Here is a 333-nt window from a genome sequence, read left to right on the forward strand (position 1 = left end):
CTATTTTTTAGCCGCGGGCAGAGCCGGTTTGGCGGGGGCTTTGGGTGCGGGCGCGCCGACGGAAGCCTGATCCTTCAGCTTCGCCAGCACCGCCGGGCCGATGCCCTTCACCTTGGTCAAATCGTCCACAGACTTGAACGCACCGTTTTGCGCACGGTATTCCGCAATGGCCTTCGCCTTCGCCGGACCTATGCCCGGCAGCGCCTCCAGCTCCTGCTGCGAGGCGGTATTGACGTTTACCGCTGCAAGGGAGAAGGCGCAGGAGAACAGCATACAGAACAGCACGAACATTTTCTTCATGGTTTTTTCCTTTAAGGGGTGCAAACAATAAAA

General features: G+C 58.0%; 1 pseudogene. It reads right to left on the reverse strand.

Annotated elements, in window-relative coordinates:
* Nucleotides 1-333: pseudogene (locus Q9I99_RS11330) on the reverse strand (helix-hairpin-helix domain-containing protein); the annotation flags it as partial.

It is taken from the genome of Neisseria basseii (assembly GCF_962707005.1).
Taxonomy (GTDB): domain Bacteria; phylum Pseudomonadota; class Gammaproteobacteria; order Burkholderiales; family Neisseriaceae; genus Neisseria; species Neisseria bergeri.